General features: G+C 58.0%; 16 protein-coding genes. 11 read left to right on the top strand and 5 right to left on the bottom strand.

Features of this window, described 5'->3' with window-relative positions:
- Window positions 1-61: 61 nt before the first annotated feature.
- Together ACEN8R_RS23330 and ACEN8R_RS23325 are read right to left on the bottom strand one after the other, a co-directional pair.
- Complete coding sequence (locus tag ACEN8R_RS23330) at window positions 62-820, bottom strand: slipin family protein (protein WP_018929390.1); 759 nt, start codon at window positions 818-820, stop codon at window positions 62-64.
- Between the two features lie 2 nt (window positions 821-822).
- A complete protein-coding gene (locus tag ACEN8R_RS23325; protein WP_018929389.1) occupies window positions 823-1,356 on the bottom strand; it encodes an NfeD family protein in 534 nt (177 codons plus the stop codon).
- 214 nt (window positions 1,357-1,570) lie between these two features.
- On the opposite strand from ACEN8R_RS23325, the gene ACEN8R_RS23320 reads away from it, so the two are divergent.
- The 8 genes from ACEN8R_RS23320 (at window position 1,571) to ACEN8R_RS23285 (ending at window position 8,384) form a co-directional block, all read left to right on the top strand.
- Window positions 1,571-2,038 (top strand): aminoacyl-tRNA deacylase, encoded by a 468-nt coding sequence (locus tag ACEN8R_RS23320; RefSeq protein ID WP_018929388.1) that lies wholly within the window; start codon window positions 1,571-1,573, stop codon window positions 2,036-2,038.
- A gap of 135 nt (window positions 2,039-2,173) precedes the next feature.
- A complete protein-coding gene (locus ACEN8R_RS23315) occupies window positions 2,174-2,419 on the top strand; it encodes a DUF2789 domain-containing protein (RefSeq protein WP_018929387.1) in 246 nt (81 codons plus the stop codon).
- 215 nt (window positions 2,420-2,634) lie between these two features.
- Window positions 2,635-3,063 carry a MarR family winged helix-turn-helix transcriptional regulator gene (locus tag ACEN8R_RS23310; protein ID WP_018929386.1) on the top strand — a complete coding sequence of 143 codons (429 nt, stop codon included), beginning with the start codon at window positions 2,635-2,637 and terminating at the stop codon, window positions 3,061-3,063.
- Window positions 3,060-5,132 (top strand): FUSC family protein, encoded by a 2,073-nt coding sequence (locus tag ACEN8R_RS23305; RefSeq protein ID WP_026286663.1) that lies wholly within the window; start codon window positions 3,060-3,062, stop codon window positions 5,130-5,132. Before ACEN8R_RS23310 ends, ACEN8R_RS23305 begins: the two co-directional genes overlap by 4 nt.
- Complete coding sequence (locus ACEN8R_RS23300) at window positions 5,129-5,338, top strand: DUF1656 domain-containing protein (protein WP_018929385.1); 210 nt, start codon at window positions 5,129-5,131, stop codon at window positions 5,336-5,338. The genes ACEN8R_RS23305 and ACEN8R_RS23300 overlap by 4 nt, the downstream gene beginning before the upstream one ends.
- A complete protein-coding gene (locus tag ACEN8R_RS23295; protein ID WP_064615762.1) occupies window positions 5,335-6,222 on the top strand; it encodes an efflux RND transporter periplasmic adaptor subunit in 888 nt (295 codons plus the stop codon). The genes ACEN8R_RS23300 and ACEN8R_RS23295 overlap by 4 nt, the downstream gene beginning before the upstream one ends.
- Window positions 6,219-7,667 (top strand): efflux transporter outer membrane subunit, encoded by a 1,449-nt coding sequence (locus ACEN8R_RS23290; RefSeq protein WP_064615764.1) that lies wholly within the window; start codon window positions 6,219-6,221, stop codon window positions 7,665-7,667. Before ACEN8R_RS23295 ends, ACEN8R_RS23290 begins: the two co-directional genes overlap by 4 nt.
- A gap of 81 nt (window positions 7,668-7,748) precedes the next feature.
- Entirely contained in the window at window positions 7,749-8,384 is a 636-nt protein-coding gene (locus tag ACEN8R_RS23285; protein ID WP_007941005.1) for a hypothetical protein, read from the top strand.
- Window positions 8,385-8,418: 34 nt separating this feature from the next.
- On the opposite strand, the gene ACEN8R_RS23280 is transcribed toward ACEN8R_RS23285, so the two are convergent.
- The 3 genes from ACEN8R_RS23280 to ACEN8R_RS23270 are packed head-to-tail and all read right to left on the bottom strand — an operon-like array spanning window position 8,419 to window position 11,012.
- A complete protein-coding gene (locus tag ACEN8R_RS23280) occupies window positions 8,419-8,955 on the bottom strand; it encodes a GNAT family N-acetyltransferase (RefSeq protein ID WP_495624383.1) in 537 nt (178 codons plus the stop codon).
- A complete protein-coding gene (locus ACEN8R_RS23275) occupies window positions 8,952-9,989 on the bottom strand; it encodes a hypothetical protein (protein WP_495624382.1) in 1,038 nt (345 codons plus the stop codon). The genes ACEN8R_RS23280 and ACEN8R_RS23275 overlap by 4 nt, the downstream gene beginning before the upstream one ends.
- A gap of 3 nt (window positions 9,990-9,992) precedes the next feature.
- A complete protein-coding gene (locus ACEN8R_RS23270; protein ID WP_495624381.1) occupies window positions 9,993-11,012 on the bottom strand; it encodes an AAA family ATPase in 1,020 nt (339 codons plus the stop codon).
- Window positions 11,013-11,344: 332 nt separating this feature from the next.
- Here ACEN8R_RS23270 and ACEN8R_RS23265 point away from each other — a divergent pair, with 332 nt between their 5' ends.
- The 3 genes from ACEN8R_RS23265 to pgaB all read left to right on the top strand — a co-directional run bounded on the left by ACEN8R_RS23265 (window position 11,345) and on the right by pgaB (window position 17,597).
- Complete coding sequence (locus ACEN8R_RS23265) at window positions 11,345-12,856, top strand: YdgA family protein (RefSeq protein ID WP_086944190.1); 1,512 nt, start codon at window positions 11,345-11,347, stop codon at window positions 12,854-12,856.
- A 250-nt stretch (window positions 12,857-13,106) separates the two neighbouring features.
- Entirely contained in the window at window positions 13,107-15,587 is a 2,481-nt protein-coding gene (gene pgaA / locus ACEN8R_RS23260) for a poly-beta-1,6 N-acetyl-D-glucosamine export porin PgaA (protein ID WP_495624380.1), read from the top strand.
- Between the two features lie 12 nt (window positions 15,588-15,599).
- Window positions 15,600-17,597 carry a poly-beta-1,6-N-acetyl-D-glucosamine N-deacetylase PgaB gene (pgaB, locus tag ACEN8R_RS23255; protein ID WP_111453998.1) on the top strand — a complete coding sequence of 666 codons (1,998 nt, stop codon included), beginning with the start codon at window positions 15,600-15,602 and terminating at the stop codon, window positions 17,595-17,597.

Here is a 17,597-nt window from a genome sequence, read left to right as displayed (position 1 = left end):
ATGTTGGGGCCGCTTCGCGACCCAGCGGGAGCAAGCTCCCTCGCCACAGGTTATCGGTGGATCAGGATTTTGACGACAAATCCGCCATCCCCTTGAGCAATTCGATCGGCAGCGGGAAGACGATGGTCGAACTCTTGTCACCGGCAATCGAACTCAGCGTCTGCATGTAGCGCAACTGCATGGCCCCCGGCTGACGCCCGAGCATTTCGGCAGCCTGCATGAGTTTTTCCGAGGCCTGCAATTCGCCTTCGGCGTGGATCACCTTGGCCCGGCGTTCCCGTTCGGCTTCGGCCTGTTTGGCGATGGCGCGAATCATCGATTCGTTGAGGTCCACGTGCTTGATCTCGACGGTGGCCACCTTGATGCCCCAGGCATCGGTCTGGGCATCGAGCACTTGCTGGACGTCGACGTTCAGCCGTTCCCGTTCGGCCAGCAATTCATCGAGTTCATGTTTACCGAGCACCGCCCGCAACGTGGTCTGGGCCAGTTGGCTGGTGGCCATGAGAAAGTCCTCGACCTGAATGATCGCCCGTTGCGGATCGAGCACGCGGAAATACAGCACTGCATTGACCTTGACCGAGACGTTGTCGCGGGTGATCACGTCTTGTGGCGGTATGTCGAGCACCACGGTCCGCAGGTCGACACGAACCATTTGTTGAACCGCCGGAATCAGCAGGATCAGACCCGGGCCCTTGACCTGCCAGAAGCGTCCGAGCTGGAACACCACGCCGCGTTCGTATTCGCGCAGAATGCGGAAAGTCGACCCCGCCAGTGCAATCAGCAATAACAGCAGCGCGGCAAAACCCAATTGCAGACCCATGACTATTCTCCACCCGGTGCCGCGTCAGTCGCGGCCACTTGCAGCAGTAGACCCTTGCGTGCCACCACCCGGACCTGTTGTCCCGGTTTCAGCGGTGTGGCACTCATGACTTGCCATTGTTCGCCTTGCAGGTGCACCCAGCCGACATAAGCATTGCCAGCCTGCAACGACGTTATCGGCGTCACGCTGCCCAGTAATTCGGCGTCGCCGCTGAAGTTGCGGCGCGGTCGGGTTTTCAAGGCGCGGATCAGCAGGAAAATCAGCAGCAGTGCGCTGATCAGCCCCAGGCCGATGATCAAGGGAACAGGCACTTCAGCATCGGTCAGAATCAGTGCGCCGATCACGAACATCACAATGCCGCCAAAACCGACCACGCCGAAATTGGGCAAGACCGCCTCGGCGATCATAAACACGATGCCGAAGGTGATCAGCCAGATCCCGATCGGGTCGGGAACCAGCACTACAACGGTGTCCGCTGCGAAAACCGGTCCGCTCAAGGCCAACAGCAGCGTAATTACACAGCAACGAATGTTCACTTGACCCTCCGGGAGAGTCATCCGTCCGCGAGCCGTTCGTGGCTCTGTGTACAAGTCTAGTTGAGCCTGTGGCTGTATGAATTTTGACCAGTTGTTGACCGCCTCCGACGGGCGGATTTCCCGCCGGATTCCACCCGCGGGCCTAGACTTTTAATGGAGAGAAAAAATTCTAACCATCGTCCGCCATTCGTTGTTGCGGACACCGAGGTGCATCATGCGTATGGCAAAAACCGTGCAGACCAGCCTGGACAAGGCGCACTGCGAATATGACATCGTTTCCCATCCGCACTCGGCCAGCAGCCTTGAAACGGCGCGGCTCGCAGGCATTCCTGCTGAACGGGTGGCCAAATCGGTGATCCTCGACGATCGCCACGGGCATTACTTGATGGCCGTACTGCCCGCCAGCCGTCACCTGGACCTGAGCAAAGTCCGTGGCAGCAGCGAATGGCAAGTCACCCGGGAAAGCAACCTGCCGCACCTGTTCGACGATTGCGAACGCGGCGCTGTGCCTGCATTGGGCGAATCCTATGGCCTGGACATGGTCATCGACCCATTGCTGACCCGGCAGCAAGACATCTACCTCGAAGCCGGCAACCACAACAACCTGGTACACATGAGCGTGCCTGAATATCTGAAAATGGTGCCGCATGCCGAGGTCTGCGAGTTGAGTCTGTCGGCCTAGTGTCGACATAACTGCCGTCATCGCGGGCAAGCCTCGCTCCTACATTCGACCGCGCGTCCCTGTAGGAGCGAGGCTTGCCCGCGAATGGCCGCGCCACAGTCACCCATCCAATACGCGATCACAAAGGAGCCCCACATGGAATCCCCCACCCACAGCCTCCCGGCCCTGTTCAAACAACTCGGCCTGCCTGACGACCCCGAAAGCATTGATAAATTCATCGCTACCCACTCGCCGCTCAAACCCGAATTGCACCTGGCGGACGCGTTCTTCTGGAGCGAGAGCCAGGCAGAGTTGCTGCGTGAGGAAATTCTGGATGACGCGGATTGGGCGGAGGTGGTGGATCAGCTGGATGTAATGCTGAGGAAGGGGCGGGGGGTGTAAAAAAATCTGGAGAGAAATGGCGAAATGTAAAAAAAACTGGTGAGTGGTAAAAAAAACTGGGCAGAAACTGAGTTTGTTAGCTTTTTCCGCGTCTGGCCGTTGCTCGCCAATTTGTTTCAAAACTTGACCAACTTTCCCCTCGAATGCCATATTGATAGTTAGCAAACTAACAGTGTGTGCATTCCCTCGTGCCAAAGAACCTCGCCGCTCTCCAGATGAACATCAGCAGCTCCATGGTGGTGGCCGCCAGGCATTGGCGGAAGATCTGCCAGACCACGCTGGTCAACTATGGAATCTCCGAAGCCTGCGCTGTCCCGCTGTTGATGATCGGGCGCTTGGGCGAGGGTGTGCGGCAGGTGACGGTCGCGCAGGCGGCGGGGATGGAGAGTCCGTCGCTGGTGCGGTTGCTGGATCAGCTGTGTCATGCCGGTTACGTCTGCCGTACCGAAGACATTCATGACCGACGCGCCAAATGCCTGAGCCTGACCGCGACCGGTCGCGAGTTGGTGCAGGCGGTCGAAGCCGAGTTGGTGCGATTGCGCCAGGACGTGCTCGAAGGCATCGACCAGAGTGATCTGGAAGCGGCACTGCGGGTACTCAAAGCCTTCGAAGCGGCCAATCATCTGCCGGTGGTTCAGCCTTGAGCGGTTTTTTCACCGGCGTGCCCCCGGCGCGGGACTGGTTCTACGGTGTGCGCACGTTCGCGGCCTCGATGATTGCGCTGTACATCGCCATGCTCATGCAAATGCCTCGTCCGTATTGGGCGATGGCCACGGTGTACATCGTTTCCAGCCCGTTCCTCGGCCCTACCAGCTCCAAGGCGTTGTATCGCGCGGCGGGTACCTTGCTCGGTGCGGCGGCGGCGGTGTTTTTTGTGCCGATGTTCGTTCAGAGCCCTTATGTGCTGGTGGTGGTCATCGCGCTGTGGACCGGGATTTTGCTGTTCCTGTCCTTGCACCTGCGCACCGCCAACAACTACGCCTTGATGCTCGCCGGTTACACCTTGCCGCTGATCGCCTTGCCGGTGGTGGCTAACCCTTTGGCGGTGTGGGACGTGGCCGAGGCGCGGACCGAAGAGATCTTTCTCGGCATCGCCTGCGCGGCGGTCGTCGGCGCCATGTTCTGGCCACGGCGGCTGGCGCCGGTGTTCAACGACTCGGTGAACAAATGGTTTGCCGATGCCTCGACCTACAGCCTGCGTTTCCTTAGCCGCAATGTGCAGCCGGAGGAAGTCAGCGCCTTGCGTTCATCGATGGTGGCGAACTTCAACAGCCTGGAATTGATGATCGGTCAGCTGCCGCACGAGGGCGCGCGAGCGCAAACGGTGCGCAACACCAAGGAGCTGCGCGGGCGGATGATCCATCTGTTGCCGGTGATCGACGCCCTCGACGATGCGCTTTATGCCCTCGAGCGGCGCACGCCGGAGCTTGTGGATAAGTTCGCGCCACTGCTGATCGCAACCAGCGAATGGCTTGACCACAAAGACGCTGATCTCGACCGCTGGCAGGCCCTGAAAAACCGGCTCGAAGCGCTGCAGCCAAGTGCCGAGGCGCTGGACGATCGCAAGCAGTTGCTGTTTTCCAACGCGCTGTATCGCCTCGGCGAGTGGATCGACCTGTGGCAAGACTGTCGCAGCCTGCAATACGCCATTCAGTGCGAGAGTCAGGACAACTGGCGCGCGGTGTATCGGCACTGGCGCCTGGGGCGACTGTCACCGTTTCTCGACCGTGGCTTGATGCTCTATTCGGCGGCTTCTACGGTCACCGCGATCATCGTCGCCTCGGTGCTGTGGATTCTGCTCGGCTGGACCGACGGCGGCAGCGCGGTGATCCTGGCGGCGGTGGCGTGCAGTTTCTTTGCGTCGATGGACGACCCGGCGCCGCAGATCTACCGGTTCTTTTTCTGGACCGCGATGTCGGTGCTGTTCGCCGGCCTTTATCTGTTTCTGATCCTGCCGAACCTGCATGACTTCCCGATGCTGGTGCTGGCGTTCGCCATACCGTTCATTTGCGTCGGCACCCTGACAGTGCAGCCGCGTTTTTATCTGGGGATGTTGCTGACCATCGTCAACACCTCGTCCTTCATCAGCATTCAGGGCGCCTACGACGCGGATTTTCTCAGTTTCACCAACTCCAACCTGGCCGGGCCCATGGGTTTGCTGTTCGCGTTCATCTGGACCCTGATAGCCCGGCCATTCGGTGCGGAACTGGCGGCCAAGCGCCTGACCCGTTTCAGCTGGCGCGACATCGTCGGCCTGACCGAGCCGGCCACGCTGGCCGAACACCGACACATGGGCGTGCAGATGCTTGATCGCCTGATGCAGCATTTGCCGCGACTGGCCATGACCGGCCAGGACACCGGCATCGCCCTGCGCGAAGTGCGCGTGGCCCTGAATCTGCTGGACCTGCTCGCCTATTCGCCGCGAGTGCCCGGTGCGCCGCAAACGCTGCTGCGCCAGGTGGTGGCTGAAGTCGGCGAGTACTTCAAGGCCTGCCTCAAGGCCGGTGAACGTCTGCCCGCGCCTGGCCCGTTGCTGATGACCCTCGATCGCACCCGCCGCGCCCTCGGCGGCCAAGGTGATCACGAAACCCGTCTGCATTTGCTGCACGCCTTGAGCGGCCTGCGTCTGGCGCTGTTGCCGGGCGTCGAGTTTGTCGGCACGGGCGAACTCGAGGAACCGCTTCCCCATGGCATCGATGGAGCGCCTTTATGATCGGTGATCTGGATATCAGCGGGGTGTTCCTGCCCACGCTGCTGGTGCTGATGGGCATTACCTACGTGTTGTTCCTGTTGGTGCACGGGGTGCTGACGCGCCTGCACTTTTACCGTCTGGTCTGGCACCGGGCATTGTTCAACGTGGCTCTCTACGCTGTGCTGCTCGGCGCTGTGGATTCACTCAGTCGATACCTGATGACATGAAAAAACCTTTATTGACCCTCGGCCGTGTGGTCCTGACGTTGTTGATCGTGACCTTCGCGATTGTCGTGGTCTGGCGCATGGTCATGTATTACATGTTCGCGCCCTGGACCCGGGACGGGCACATCCGTGCCGACATCGTGCAGATTGCCCCGGATGTATCGGGGCTGATCCAGCAAGTGGAGGTGCGCGACAACCAGTGGGTGAAACGCGGCCAGGTGCTGTTCAGCATCGATCAGGACCGCTTCAAGCTGGCCCTGCGCCAAGCCAAAGCGGCGGTCGCCGATCGTCAGGAAACCTTGGCCCAGGCCCAGCGCGAGGCCAAGCGTAACCGTGGCTTGGGCAATCTGGTCCCGGCCGAGCAACTGGAAGAAAGCCAGTCCCGGGTGGCGCGCGCCGAAGTGGCGTTGATGGAAGCGCAAGTAACGGTGGACAGCGCCCAGCTCAACCTTGACCGCTCGGTGATCCGCAGCCCGGTGGATGGCTACGTCAACGACCGGGCGCCACGCTCCCAGGAGTTCGTCAGCGCCGGGCGGCCAGTGTTGTCGGTGGTGGACAGTAACTCCTTCCATATCGACGGCTATTTCGAAGAAACCAAACTGGACGGCATTCATGTCGGCCAGAGCGTCGACATTCGAGTGATCGGCGACCGTGCGCGCCTGCGCGGGCATGTCGAAAGCATCGTCGCCGGCATCGAAGACCGTGACCGCAGTAGCGGCAGCAACCTGTTGCCCAACGTCAACCCGGCGTTCAGTTGGGTGCGGCTGGCCCAGCGGATTCCGGTGCGAATCGCTTTCGATGAGGTGCCGGAAGATTTCCGCATGATTGCCGGGCGTACGGCCACCGTGTCGATCATCGACGATCAAATCGGGGGGCCGGCGAAATGAGCAGGGCCTCGGGTTTGGCGGTTGCCGGATTGGGCTTGTTGCTGTCGGCCTGTCAGGTAGTGGGGCCGGATTATCACTTGCCGGATGAGGCCGCCGTGCACCGTGAAGACTTTCAGGGCGACCTGGCGGTGAACGGCAAACATGTCGTCTCGGCACCGGTGCCCGCCGATTGGTGGCGGTTGTATCAGGATCCGCGTCTGGACCAATTGGTGCAGCAGGCCATGGCCTCCAACACCGATTTGCGGGTGGCGGCGGCGAATCTTTCGCGGGCTCGCGCTCAGGTCGACGAAGCGCAGGCGGCGGGCGGTTGGAGCGGCGGCGTGAAGGTCGGCGCCCAGCGTTTGCAGGAGTCCGGCGAAGCATTCTTGATACCGGAAAAAGTGCCCGTGGCCAACGTCGGCGATATCGGCATCACGACCTCGTATCAGTTCGACTTGTTCGGCACCTTGCAGCGCGGCATCGAAGCGGCCAAGGCCAATGCCGATGCGACCCAGGCGGCAGCGGACACCGCGCGCATCACCCTGGTGGCCGATGTGGTGCGGGCTTACACCCAGGTCTGCGCGGCCAACGAAGAGCGGGAGATCGCGCAGCATTCCCTCGACCTGCAAGCCCAGAGCACCTCCCTGACCCAGCGCTTGCGCGATGCCGGGCGCGGCGATGAAACCCAGGTCACCCGTTCGCAAACCCAATTCAAATCCTTGCGCGCCGAATTGCCGCGTTATGAAGCCGCACGTCAGGCCGGGTTGTTCCGCTTGTCGATGCTGCTGGCCAAACCGGTCGAGCAACTGCCGGCGGGCACCAGCGACTGTGCCGAGCTGCCGAAAGTTACCCAATTGTTGCCGGTGGGTGACGGCGCCACTCTGCTCAAACGCCGACCAGACGTGCGCCAGGCCGAGCGCAAGTTGGCGGCGGCCACCGCCGGCATCGGCATTGCCACCGGCGAGTTGTACCCGGACATCAGCATCGGCGCGACCGTGGGCACGGTCGGCACCCTGGAAAACCTTGGCAAACCGTCGACCAATCGCTGGGGCTTCGGTCCGTTGCTGACCTGGACCGTACCGTCCAACGGCTCCCGCGCGCGAATCCGTGAGGCCGAGTTCGCAACTCAAGGCGCGCTGGCGCATTTCGATGGCGTGGTGCTCAACGCCATCCGCGAGACTCAGACCGGCCTGGCGCAATATTCCGCGCAACTTCAGCGTCGCGATGCGTTGGCGGACGCCGAACAGTCGGCGCAATTGGCGGCAGACCAGACCCACCGCTTCTTCCAGGCCGGTCGCGCGTCGTTCCTGGCGGACTTGCAAGCCACCCGCACCTACACCGATGCACGGGCGCAACTGGCCTCGGCCAACACCCAGGTCGCCATGAGCCAGATCGATTTGTTCCTCGCCTTGGGCGGCGGCTGGGAAAGCGGACGAACGCAAGGCTCACAACCCGGCAAACCCTGAGGCCGTTGCTATGCTTTGATTTGATGGGGTCGCGCGGCGAACCCGTCGATCAAGGCTTGCGTTGGTCATGGGGATCGAATAATGAAAAACCCTTACGCTCCCGGCTTCTGGTGCGCCATTGCGGCATTGGTTTTGCTGTCGGCCACCTATTTCTATGGCGTCATGCTGGCCCACCAGATCGACAAGGCGCTGATATTCCTCGACAGCGCGGCGGCACTGATCGCCGTGATGGCCATCGTGGTGGTCGCCTGGGCTTCGCTCCAGAACCAGCGCATCAAGAAACGACAACTCGAACAAGGCAAAACCCTGGTACTGATCTGGGACACCAAGGTGGCGTTGCGTCGGGTAGAAACGGTGTTCGACCGATATTTCTGGGGCAGTTACTGGCAACCGGGGCGCACGTTTCAGGAAGTCATGGGCGAACTGACCGGCACGCCACTGGAAAAAAGCCTCGAAACCTTGAAGAAGCAATGCCAGGCGCTGGACAAGCAAGTGGCCGACGAGGGCTGGCACTGGCTCAACAATGCCCGAGAACTGTCCGATGTCGCCAACGCCATGGCCCGCGAACGCTATCAACTGGACTTCTGCGACCCGCGTGCGGAAGTGAGCGGCGGGGCGGTGATCAACCGAGATTTTGAAGTGCTGGTGTATACGTGGACTGCGCGGCTGAAAAGCTTCGATCATCAATTGGATGAGATTGAGGTTCAGTATTCCTGAAACTCATTGCTGCTCAACGGGGACGTGTGATGTGTTATATGCTCATTTCCCCGTTATATACAAACTCAATAGAGCCAGGCTTGTAGAGGTCTTTTAATGATTGGGTTTTAGTGAAGTTAAATTTTTCAATATGCTTTATAAAGTCTGCTTCTCGTTTGTCAGATATCGTGATGATAGGTAAGCGAGTTTCAAGGAATTTAAAGCATTCTTCGAATAGCATAGTGCCGATACCCATTCCGCGAAATTGCTCGTGGATACGAATTGTGCAGATTTTTCTTTCTACAGCTGTTTTTTTGAGAATGGCAATGCCCGATAATATTTTCTTTTTGTCACGAGTCGAAATTATTATAATTATCTCTCTTTGCTCGGGGCAAGCGGACAATTCCGGAAATACAGTTTTATAAAACCATTCATCAAAGCCGGGATAGCTTTCGTTAAGGTCAATTAGTTGGTTGTAAATTTTGTGCTGAGCTTTTTCACCAATCTCACAAATTAGATGCGCACGTATTTCCTCTGGTGTAACCTGAGAAAGTCTATAAGGCGTACTTTTGGTGATGTTGGATGTGCTCATTTCTCACCTTCTGTTGTCGTTGAGCAGTTTTCTAATGCGGTAAAATTTTCAATGTATTTGGTTGCGTAGTTTCCGCATACGCCACCAACTGCTCCAAGTGCTACTAAAATAACTAAATAAATCGCTATAATTCTAGCTGTTTTTTTCTTATATTGAAAGCGTGCCAAGGTTGAGAAATCAGTGATGTAATCGATCTTCTCTGATGAGCCTATGGATGCTTTCGATATTTTTGACTTTTTCTTAAAGTGATAGGCTATTAGGTTCTGATCTTCGTTATCTATGTATCCTTTCCATAGGTCACTTTCAAGCATTCTGCTGCCGAGTTCGTTTCCGTGAAAAATAGCTAGATCGCTTGCATTTCTTAATATGAGGTAATGTATTGATCTGAATTTAAGAGGTGTTCCTTTTTCGAATTGCTCGCGCAAACTATCGCTGCAACTTCGAATGTCGTTAATTCTGAAGTCGATAACTTCAGTGTTGGTGAACTGGTTGCTAAATATGCTCACTCCATCGATTTCATCATTGATAAGATGTACGTCGGACGAAGGGACTTCAACCCGGATTCTAAAGTAGTAATCTTTGATTTCGCCTACTTGGATGTCAGCGATCTTTATATCTATAATTGTTCCAGGTTTTTCGTTACTTCTTTTGCATGCAGTCAGAGCGATCTGTGAGTTTGTGTCTAAGGTATATATGATAAATTCATTGTCTGCGCTTTTGACGTTAAGTCTTTTGGGGTCGCCTTCAGTGGTCTTGTAGCTTTCGTTAAAAATTGCATTGGTAAGTTTGTTGTTGGATATTACGGAGCCAAGATCCCGTATGCTGTTTGTTTCAAACGGAAAAGGACAGTAAAGTTTAATTGACTCTGTTGTTGATATGTTTTTTACACGCAGTCCAAAGTCGAAGCAGTAGTTTTCGCGTTTTTTTGTTGTTTTCTTCCATAAATTAATATGTAGGTCGACAATTCCTTCATCTGTTCGATCGATTGGGCCAAGTTGCTCGTTAGGGATATACCACAAAGCGAAGCTGCGCATTATCTATCCTTGATTGAAAATAATACTGCTGATGGTTTTTATGAAAATATTCTCATCCCCGGACTTCAGAATTGTTATCGGGATGCGTAATGATTTTGCTATTCGCTTTGCATGAAGTATTTCTTTGGATTGCAGTTCGTTAATTTTTTGTAGATTAAAGTCCATAACCCCTCTTGCACGATTTCTCTCGAGAATTACCTCAGGGGTATCGGTGATTAATATGATTTGGCTCGGATTTATATCCCGAAATGTTTGTTCTGATATTTCGGTAACTCTATTGTCGATGTCGAGCAGTACAAAGTGGCCGTCTAGGAGTAATGGGCTTTTTATATCGCTTAATTTCTTTAAGCTATTAATTAGAATGGTTTGGTTTTCATCGATGTTAGATGTTTTTTTGTCGTTTTCCGGGAATTGCTTTATTAGTTTGCTTGCGCTGTAACTTCTAACTCCAAGAGATGATGACGCCTTCGCACATAAATGTGACTTTCCTACGCCGTGAGCCCCAGATATGAAAATTAAATCCGCGCTTGCTTTAGGGTGATTCGTGAGCTTTTCAAGCTCGCTCTTGCTAAGGAATTTGAAAGACTGCGGTGGCGAAAATGTTTCGAATATGATTTTAGGATCAATTGGGGGAAGTAGCTGATTGATGTTCTCGAGCTCGATAGCATGGCCAGTTTCGCAGTCTTTGAAATACTCAAAAAGCTCTTGTTTTTTTAATCCGCCACCAATTGAGTCGCTTAAGTTCCAAAGCTTTTCGATACTGCCGTTATGAAGTTTTTTTATATCTGCGATCGCCACTATTTTTTTTATGGGTGCGGTAGCGTAAATTACTAGTTTGCGAGGTTGGAATTTTGTCCAGCGACGGCGAAACTCTAATTTTTTTTGGCCCAGCATTATTTTTTCTAAATGCTTTGGATGTAGGGAGATTAAAATGGCTTCTCTTTCGGAGTTCATTGTGTCGATTTTTGCAGAGCTAACAGCCCCCTTTCCGGCTCTTTGATATTTACTATTTAGAATATTCATCAGAGAACCTGTCCAAAGGGGTAAGGCGGGACCGGGAAAATACGCGTAGCTCGTAATATTACCTCACGTACCTTTTCAGTTGAAGTCGTATTCTCGTCGGGATGATTTTTGGCTCACACATTGAGGAGCCGCCGTGGGCGGCGCGTACATTTGATCATAGCCGTGTCCGATAGCCGGCGGACTGGCTGAGTGGGTCGATGAGCAAAAATAAGGGTTCTGTGTTTGCGCCAATGCTAACCTTCTAGCACTTTCAGCGCAGTCGTGACCGCGACCCGTTATGGGTTCAGGGAAGACGACCAGACTTTCAACAATGGACATTGATCGGGTACTTCATGAATAAATCAGCAGGCGTGCTTCTAGGAATTGTCGTGGCCATCGGTGCAATCAGCGCGGGCGGCGCCTGGTACACCGGCAGCAAACTCGATGGGGTGCTGAACAGCTCGATCGCCGACGCCAACAAAGAACTGCAAGCCGCGCTGGCAGGTTCCAACGGCACGGCGTCGCTGGAGCTGGTGTCGCTGGAGCGTCATGTGTTCAGCAGCACCGCGCACTACCGCCTCAAGGGCGAGGGCGAGATGTTTGGTGAGGCGCCGGTGGAGATGCTGTTCGTCGACCGCATCGAACACGGCCCGCTGCCGTTCTCGCGCCTGGTATCGTTCAAGTGGTTGCCAGTCCTGGCCACCAGTCACTATGAGCTGGAAAAAACCCCGCTGACCGAAAAGTGGTTCGCCGCCGCCAAGGACAAATCCCCGGTCAAGGGTGTGGTCAACATCGGCTACGACAACTCCACCAAGGGCTCGCTCGAATTCCTGCCGCTGGAAGCGGCACTGGATGACAAGTCCAACCTGACGTTCTCCGGGTTGAAACTCGACGTGGCCGCCAGCGCCCAGGCGCAAAAGGTCAAGGCCGACGGTTACATGGACAGCCTGAAGCTGACCACTGTGGCTGAAGACCAGACCCCGGTTCAGGTCGAGCTCAACGGCTTGACCCTGGCCAGTAACCTGAACAAAAGCACCTACGGCTATTACGTCGGTGACAACACCCTCGAGCTGACAAACAGCAAAACCACCTTTGGCCCCAAGCAATCGGTACTCGGTTTCAAGAACTTTGAAATGAAGAACCAGACCGGGGAATCAGGCACCAACGCTTCGGGGCGTGCCGATTACAAGGTCGGTGAAGTGTCCTTGAACGGCAAGGTTATCGGCTCTGCGCAGATGGCCATGAGCCTGAAAAACCTCGACATCCCGTCGACGATGTCGCTGATGCAGATCTACCAGACCAAACTGCAACCGTACGAGCGGGCCGCCGCCGAAGCCACTGCCGCCGGTCTGCCGGCGCCGCCGCTGAACCTGACCCCGGCCGAAGAGGCACAGGTCAAGACCGGTCTGGAGAAACTGCTGGCCGCAGGTCCCCAGGTGGCCCTGGAAAACCTGTCGTTCAACACCAGCAACGGCGAAAGCCGCGCCAACCTGGTGCTGGACCTGACCAAACCGCAATCCATGGACCTGCCGCCGGACCAATTGGTCAAGCAGTTGATCGCGTTGCTGGAATTCAACGTACTGGTGTCCAAGCCAATGCTCATTGATTTGCTCACCGTACAGTCGCAAATCGACGGCCAGACCGATGCCAAGCTCATCGCCGATCAGGCGAGCGCAACCGCCGACATGTTCAGCAGCATGGCGGTCGGTACGCAACTGGCAAAACTGGACGGTAACAACGTCGTCACCAAGTTGCATTACGCCAACAATCAGGTGGACTTCAACGGCCAGAAAATGACCCTCGAAGAGTTTGTCGGTTTTGTGATGAGTAAGCTCGGCGGCACTGGCGACGTCACCATCCAGTAAAACCGCAGGCTTCAGCGCAACGCCCGGCCTCTGCAGCACGCAGACGCCGGGCGTTTTGCTGTCTGGGGTTCCGAAACGGGGTGAGGGGAGGCCCGTCACGAATCTGAAGAAATATTGTGTCTTGAATTATTGACTACGCTTGCATGCAAGACTGTTTCGATAAAGCTTGGCCGGGTCTTTCGATCCGGCTTTCCGTCACAAGTGGGCAAGGGGCATTGCGACCCGGCTGGCCATGTAAGGATGCTGACGAATGCCGCGTATTGCTGGTCCCTTTATTCACCGTGGGCTGCGCCCCTTGTTTCGCGTTGCGCTGTGCGGCCAATTGTTGTGGCCGGTGCTGGCGCTCGCCGATACCCCTTACGATCAAATGGTTCGCGATGCGCGGGCCGGCAACTACACGCCTGCGCTGACGGTGTTGCGTCAGGTGCCGGTAAGCCAGGCCTCCACTGGCCAGATCAGCGATCACTTGCAGATCGCCAGTTGGGCCGGTCTGGATGCCGAAGTGGTACAGGTCTATGAAACCCAGGGACGTGATCGAGCGTTGCCAGTCCAGGCCCTGACTGCCACCGCGCGGGCTTATCGCAACCTCAAGCGTTGGGACTCGGCGACCCAGGTGTACAACAAGGCCCTGGCCCTTGAACCGCAAAATGCCGACCTGCAGCTGGGCCTGGCGATGACCCAGGCCGACGCCGGTAAACCTGACGAGGCGGTTGCCCGCGCCAGGGCTCTGGTGGCGGCGAAACCGGATGATCCTGGCCGCCGTCTGGCTTTGGCCTACGCCTTGACTCGCGCCGGTGCCACTTACGATGCGTTGTTTGAATACGACCAGGCCTTCACCCGCGCCGGCAGCAAACCCGAAGTCGCTCGGGAATACGTGATTGCCCTGCAACGCGCTCGTTTGCCGGAGCCGGCCTTGCGCCTGGTGCGTCAGCGGCCGGGGTTGATTGATCCGGTCACGCAACGCCGTCTCGAAGGCGACCTGGCCGCCGAACGCGTGCGCCTGGCCGAACTCGCCACCCGCAGCGAAAAAGAACGTTATGTGATCGCCGATCGGGCCCTGGCCGATTACGACCAGTTACTGGCGACCTGGACGCCGGACCCTGCGGCCCACGATGACGTCATCCGCTGGCGAATCGACCGCATGGGCGCCCTCAAGGCCCGTGCACGCACCGCCGATGTGATCACCGAATACCAGAAACTGCTCGCCGAAGGCGTGAAGATTCCGACCTATGCCCTGCGTTGGGTGGCGTCGTCCTATCTGGATCAGCGTCAGCCGGAAATCGCCACCGATTTGTATCGCCAGGTGCTGGTGGCGCCGGATGCCGATGTCGGCGATCGCCTGGAAGACAGCACCGCGCTCTATTACTCCCTGCTCGAAAGCGACAAGGCCGATGATGCGCGCAAGGTCGCCGAGGACCTGGCCAAGACCCAAAAGCCACGGGTCGAGCTCAAGGGCTTGCCGGTGGGCAACCCCAACGATGAATGGATGGACGCGCAGCAACTCGCCGCCCAGGCCGGCACCTACGGCGCCGACCTGCCATCGGGCGAGCAGCGTTTACAGGCGTTGGTGGATCAGGCGCCGGGCAACATCGGCCTGCGCCTGGCTCAGGCCGATCTGTACCTGGCCCGGGACTGGCCACGACGCGCCGAGAATCAGCTCAAGGAAACCGAGAGCATGGCCCCGCGGGATATCGGGCTGGAAGTCGCTCAGGGCCACACTGCCATGGACCTGCAGGAATGGCGGCAGATGGATGCGCTGACCGACGATGTGGTCGCGCGTTTTCCGGACAACCGTCAGGTGCAGCGTTTGCAGCGTCAGCGTGCGGTCCATGATATGGCCGAGCTGCGAGTGCAGGCCTACGGCGGCAAGAGTTATGGCGGCGGCAACGGCGATGTCGGGGCGGTCAACGGCAGCCGCGATTTCGGCATCGAAACCACGCTGTACAGCCCGCCCATCGATGAAGACTGGCGCCTGTTCGCCGGTGCCGGCTACGCCACTGGCGATTTCCAGGAAGGCACTGGTCACCATCGCTTCCAGCGTGTCGGGCTCGAACGCCGGACCCGCGACATGTCCCTGGAAGCGGAAGTTTCCAACCATTCCTACGGCTTTGGCGATAAACAGGGCGCGCGCCTGGCGATTGCCCGAGACATCGACGATCACTGGCAGTACGGCGGCAGCCTCGAATACCTGTCGGCACAAACGCCGTTGCGAGCGTTGAACAGCGACATCACGGCCAACGGCGGCAGCGGTTTTATCCGCTGGCGCGCCAATGAAAGCCGTGAGTGGAGACTGGCGGTCAGCCCCTCGCACTTCAGCGACGGCAACAACCGTATCGAAGCTGTGCTCACTGGTCGCGAGGGCATTTATCGCGCGCCGGGGCTGCAAGTCGACCTCGGTCTGGAAGTCGGCAGCAGCCATAACTCCAAGTCCGACGACGTGCCGTACTTCAACCCCAAATCCGACTTAAGCGTGCTGCCGACGGTGAACGTCAATCACGTGCTCTACCACCGCTACGAAACCTCCTGGAGCCAGCAGTTCCAGGCCGGTGCGGGCACTTACAGCCAGCGCGATCACGGCACCGGCGGTATCGCCCTGCTGGGCTACGGCCAGCGCTACAGCTGGAACGACGTGTTCGAGGTGGGCGGCCTGCTGAGCGTGATCAACCGGCCATTTGACGGTGACCGGGAAACCGATCTGCGCCTGCTCGTCGACCTTACTTACCGCTTCTAGAAGAGTTTGAAGATGCCTTTTATTTCGCGTTTCATCCTCCTGCTGGGAGTGCTGTTGATCAGCGCCTGTGCCCAGCAAGCCCCAGCCTTCGCACCGCCGTCCGAACGCCCGGTGTCGGCCAATGAAAAGCCGTGGCCGAAAAACCATGTATTGGGGATCGCTTACCACGATGTCGAAGACCGCGACCCCGATCAGGCGGTGGTGGCCGTGCGCACCGAGCGCATGATCGAGCAACTGGCATGGTTGCGGGAGAACAACTACCAACCGGTCACCGTTGACCAGATCATCGCCGCTCGCAATGGCGGCCCTGAATTGCCGCCACGGGCGATCCTGCTGAGTTTCGACGACGGCTATTCGAGTTTCTACACCCGCGTGTTGCCGGTGCTGCGTGCCTATAACTGGCACGCCTTGCTGGCGCCGGTCGGGGTGTGGATCGACACGCCGCCGAACCAGCCTGTCGACTTCGCCGGCACACCGCGCAAGCGTTCGGATTTCCTGACCTGGGAGCAGATCCGCGAGATTTCCCGGTCCGGCCTGGTGGAAATCGCCGCCCACACCGACGCCAGCCACAAAGGCGTGTTGGCCAACCCGCAAGGCAACCTGCAGCCGGCGGCCGCGACCCGGCGCTATGACGCCGCCACCGGTCGCTATGAAACCGAAGCCCAATTCCAGGCCCGGATGCGCGCCGACGTAGCGGCCATCTCGGAGAAGATCCGCAAGGTCACTGGCTACAAACCGCGAGTCTGGGTCTGGCCGTACGGCGTGGCGGATGGCACCTCGCTGCAAGTGATCAACGACCAGGGTTATAAGATGGCCCTGACACTGGACGACGGCCTCGATGCCCTCGACAACCTGATGAGCAGCCCGCGCTTTCTGGTGGCCTCGGACCCGGATGGCGAACACTTCGCCAACAGCGTCGTCGCGGTGCAGGCCGAATCGCCGATGCGCGTGGTGCATGTGGACCTGGACAACGTCTACGACCCGGACCCGGCCCAACAGGAAATCAACCTCGGCAAACTGATCCAGCGCATGGCCGACATGGGCGCCAACACGGTGTTCCTGCAAGCCTTCGCCGACCCTGCGGGCGATGGCCTGGTGCATTCGCTGTACTTCCCCAACCGCCACCTGCCGATGCGTGCCGATATCTTTGACCGTGTGGCCTGGCAGCTGCGCACCCGGGCTCACGTCAAAGTTTTCGCGTGGATGCCGGTGCTGAGTTTTGCCCTGGATTCGAAGCTGCCGCGAGTCACTCGCTGGGACCCGAAAACCGGCACCACGTCGATCGATCCGGACCAGTACAAGCGCTTGTCACCGTTCGACCCGAACGTGCGGCGCATCATCGGTGAAATCTACGAAGACGTGGCCCGCCTGACCTCGGTCGACGGCATCCTCTATCACGATGACGCGGTGCTGTCGGACTTCGAAGACGCCGGCCCCGAAGCCCTGAAAATCTATGCCGCCAACGGTCTGCCCGGTTCGATTGCCGCCCTGCGCGAGGATCCGGCCACTCTGCAACGCTGGACGCGGTTCAAGAGCCGCTACCTGATCGATTTCACCCATGAGCTGACCGCCAAGGTTCGCGCCATTCGCGGCCCGCAAGTGAAAACGGCGCGCAATATTTTCGCCGAGCCGATGCTCAACCCCGAGAGCGAAGCCTGGTTTGCGCAGAATCTCGACGACTTCCTGGGCGCCTACGACTGGACGGCACCGATGGCCATGCCACTGATGGAAAAACAGAGCCATCAGCAATCCGGCCCCTGGCTTGAAGCACTGGTGGCGACGGTCAAATCGCGCCCCGGCGCCCTCGACCGCACGGTGTTCGAATTGCAGGCCCGCGACTGGACGAAAAATAAACACGCCGACATCGACGGCGGGCAACTGGCTGACTGGATGGGTCGCCTCAAGCGTCAGGGCGCCACCAGTTTCGGCTACTACCCAGACAACTTCCTCGAGAACCAGCCGGACCTGAAAGCCGTGCGGCCGGCGCTCTCCAACAAGTGGAATCCATAA

Source organism: Pseudomonas sp. Pseusp15 (genome assembly GCF_059492165.1).
The sequence above is the reverse complement of the archived record's forward strand: the minus strand, read 5'-3'. Positions and strand labels throughout refer to the sequence as shown.